Source organism: Mesorhizobium sp. M7A.F.Ca.CA.002.09.1.1, from assembly GCF_003998555.1.
Classification (GTDB): Bacteria; Pseudomonadota; Alphaproteobacteria; order Rhizobiales; family Rhizobiaceae; genus Mesorhizobium; species Mesorhizobium ciceri.
The window spans coordinates 1-3,521 of the sequence record NZ_RZRR01000606.1 but is presented as its reverse complement, the minus strand read 5'-3'; the positions used below and the strand labels follow the sequence as shown (position 1 = coordinate 3,521).

The 3,521-nt window shown below is 60.9% G+C and carries 4 protein-coding genes; all 4 read right to left on the bottom strand.

The genetic code is table 11. The features are described from left to right. Positions 1-495 (bottom strand): ABC transporter ATP-binding protein (locus tag EN994_RS22925; RefSeq protein WP_164746094.1); only part of this gene is annotated, 495 nt, incomplete at its 3' end. A gap of 16 nt (positions 496-511) precedes the next feature. Continuing rightward, positions 512-1,303 (bottom strand): ABC transporter permease, encoded by a 792-nt coding sequence (locus EN994_RS22920; RefSeq protein WP_063168960.1) that lies wholly within the window; start codon positions 1,301-1,303, stop codon positions 512-514. Further along, positions 1,300-2,094 (bottom strand): ABC transporter permease subunit, encoded by a 795-nt coding sequence (locus EN994_RS22915; protein WP_224621361.1) that lies wholly within the window; start codon positions 2,092-2,094, stop codon positions 1,300-1,302. The genes EN994_RS22920 and EN994_RS22915 overlap by 4 nt, the downstream gene beginning before the upstream one ends. A gap of 187 nt (positions 2,095-2,281) precedes the next feature. Further along, positions 2,282-3,388, bottom strand: a complete 1,107-nt coding sequence (locus EN994_RS22910; RefSeq protein WP_013529685.1) for an ABC transporter substrate-binding protein — start codon at positions 3,386-3,388, stop codon at positions 2,282-2,284. Positions 3,389-3,521: the final 133 nt, after the last annotated feature.

Below are 3,521 nucleotides of genomic sequence, written 5' to 3'. Positions count from 1 at the left end.
CGCCGACAGCGGCTCGTCGGGCAGCAGCAGCTTTGGCTTCGGCGCGATGGCGCGGGCTAGCGCGATGCGCTGCTGCTGGCCGCCCGAGAGCTGGTAGGGATAGCGATCCGCCATCTGCGGCAGCTTGATGATGCCGAGCATCTCGGCGACGCGGGCATCGATGTCCGCCCTCGGCATGCCGGCGACCTTCAAGCCGAAGCCGATATTCTGCGCCACGGTCAGGTTCGGGAACAGCGCATAGGCCTGGAACACCATGCCGACATTGCGCTGGTTGGGCTTCAGTCTCGTAATGTCCTTGCCGCTGACGACGATCGTGCCCGCGCTCGGCTCCTCGAAACCGGCAACCATGCGCAACACCGTCGTCTTGCCGCAGCCGGATGGCCCGAGGAAGGAGACGAATTCGCCGCGCTCTACGTCGAGATTGAAGTCCTCCACCACCGTGGTGGCGCCGAAAGATTTTCGAACGTGCTGGATGGAGAGGAATGGGTCGGCCATGGCGTGGTTCTCTCGATCAATTTGGGCGGTTCGCCGATTTCGGCGCGAAGCGGGACAGGATCTGGATCAGCGACATGCAGCCCCAGGTGATGGCGAAGGCGATCACTGCAAGGGCTGCGGGCTCGTATGCACGGTTGGCGCCGATGTTCTGCAGATACGGGCCGAAAGCCGGACGGCTGAGCAGGCTGGCCATTGTAAACTCGCCAATGACGATGGCGAAAGTCAGGAATGCGCCGGACAGCACCGCGATCAGCACATTGGGCAGGATGACGCGGGTGATGATGGTGCCCCAGCCCGCACCCAGAATTTGCGCGGCTTCGGTCAGCGTACGCACATCGATGGTGCGCAGACCGGTGTCAACGGCCCGATACATGTAAGGCAGAGACAGCGTCGTATAGCCAATGACAAGCAACGCGTTCGCACCCCAATTGCTTGCCAAGAATGGCAGCGGCGAGTTCGAGCCGTACATCCTGATATAGCCGAAGACGATGACGATTGCCGGAATGACCAGCGGCAAAAGGGTGATGAATTCGACGATTGGCCTGAGCTGAGGCAGACGCAGCCGGATCCAGTATGCCGCCGGCACCACGATCAGCACCCCCAGGATAATGGTGCAGAGGGCAGCGATGACTGAAAAAAGGAAAGTTGACTGGAAGCGCGCGTCTCCCAGCACGACTTGATAGGCGTCGAAGGAGTGGACGCCGCGCCGCATGCGCAGCGAGAACTCGACCGTCGCGATCAACGGAATAAAGAAATAGGCAGCCCCGACAACAAAGACGACCCAGGCCCAGAACTTACCTGACTTCATTTGAGCCACCTTTCGGACCGAGTCCGAAACCAGATGTAGAAGACATTCGCAAGCCCGGTGATGACGATCATGCCAAAGGCTATGGCATAAGCGAGTTGCGGGTTGTGCAGCACGTCGCCGTTCATCTGCGAGTAGAGCTTGATCGGAACGATATTAAGCGTCGGACCGGCAAACGCATAAGCGGTGGCGATGGCGCCGAAGGCGTTCGCAAACAACAGGATGACCGTACCGAGAAAACTCGGCCATATCACAGGGATGACAACCATGCGCCAGTACTGCGCCTGCGTGGCACCGAGCGTGGCCGCAGCCTCGCCCCACTCCTTCTTCAAGCCATCGATGGCTGGCACGATGATGACCACCATCAGGGGAATCTGAAAGAACAGATAGACCGCGATCAGGCCCGTTGTGGTGAGAAAATTGAAGCCCATCGCGTAAATGTTGATGTTGAGCACGTCACGCAGAAGCGTCGTGACGATACCGACACGGCCGAGCGTAGCCAGGAACGCGAAGGCGAGCGGCAAGCCGGCAAAATTCGAGGCGACGCCCGAAAACGTCAGGGTCGCGGAGCGCGTCCAGCTTGGCAGTCCGCCGCGCACGATCGCGATCGCGATGGCGAGCCCGGCAAACGCCCCGATGATGGCCGACCAGAAACTGATCTTGATCGAAGACCAGTAGGAATTGCTGATCGACGGATCGCTGACCAGCTGCAGAATATTGTCGAGCGTGAACCCGCCTTCACCGTTCCGGAAGGCTCCCACGACGAGATAGAGCGTGGGCAGGATCAAGAACATTAGGGCAAAGATGAAGAACGGCGCCACGCCGATCCATTGCGTCGGCAAGCGGAAGGCGGTCGCCTCCTTCGGCGGCACCGGCTTGGTGGCGAATGCCTGATTTGAAAGCGAGAGATCGGTCATGCGCCGGCTACCGTCTTCGAGGAAGGACCGGGCGGCCTCGCGGCCGCCCGGTGGATTTCAAGTCTTACTTGACGTTGGCGCCGACAGTGGCGTCCCAGTTCTTGCTGATAGCTTCCTTGGCCTTAGCCTGCTCGTCGAGCGACGGGAACGCGGCCGAGGCATAGGATTCCGCCGGCGGCAGCTTGGCCAGCACGTCCGCCGGGATCTTGCCGTTCTTGGCGAGATCGTTGAAGCGGATCGGGTGGCAATAGCCCTTCAGCCAGCCGATCTGGCCTTCGTCGGAGTAGAGGTATTCCATCCACAGCTTGGCTGCATTCGGATGCGGCGCGTAGGCGCTGATCGCCTGCACGTAGACGCCGGCGACGACGCCGGTCTTCGGCACGATGACGTCGACGGGCGGGTTGCCCTTCAGCGTGTCGCGGCCGGCGAGCGCGTTGTAGTCCCAGTTGATCAGGATCGGGGTCTGACCCTGGGCAAGCGTTGCCGGCTTGCCCACGACCGGAACGAAATTGCCGGCGGCGTTGAGCTTCTTGAAGAAGTCTAGGCCAGCAGTGCCGGCAGCTTCACCGGCTGCGGCGCCACCGGAAAGGCCGGCGGCGTAGACAGCCTGGATGGCCTGGTTTGAAACGCGCGGATCGCCGGCAAGAGCGACCGCGTTGGCGAATTCCGGCTTCAAGAGGTCGGCCCAGTCGGTGGGCGATTCCTTGATCAGGTCCTTGTTCACCATGAACGACAGAACGCCGTAATAGTCGCCGTACCAGAAGCCGTCGGCATCCTTGGCGCTGTCGGGGATCGAGTCCCAGGTCGACACCTTGTAAGGCTGGATCAGGCCATCGGCCTTGGCGGTCGGGCCGAAGGACAGGCCGACGTCGATGACGTCGGGCGCCTGCGGGCCCTTGTTGTCCTTGTTGGCCTTGATCGCCTCGACCTCGTCGCCGGAGCCGGCGTCGGGGTTGAGTTCGTTGACGGTGATTTCCGGATACTTCGCCTTGAAACCTGCGATGACATCGCCATAGCCGCACCAGTCATGCGGCAGCGCGATGGTGGTGAGCTGGCCTTCCGCCTTGGCAGCCTTGACGAGATCGTCCAGCGAATCCGCGGACGAAATCACCGTCGACGCGAAAAGCGCCGCGGCCGAAAGGGAAAGCACTTTCCCCGTGAACTTGAACATGTGTTCTCTCCGTTGAACTGACGCCGTTGGACGCCTGCGATGCGGTATCGTTTTCATGTGACAGCCAGATGAAAGCTTTGTGAAAGCGGCTGCTCGCAGTGCGAAAAAGTAAACTCTTTTTAACCTGATGTAG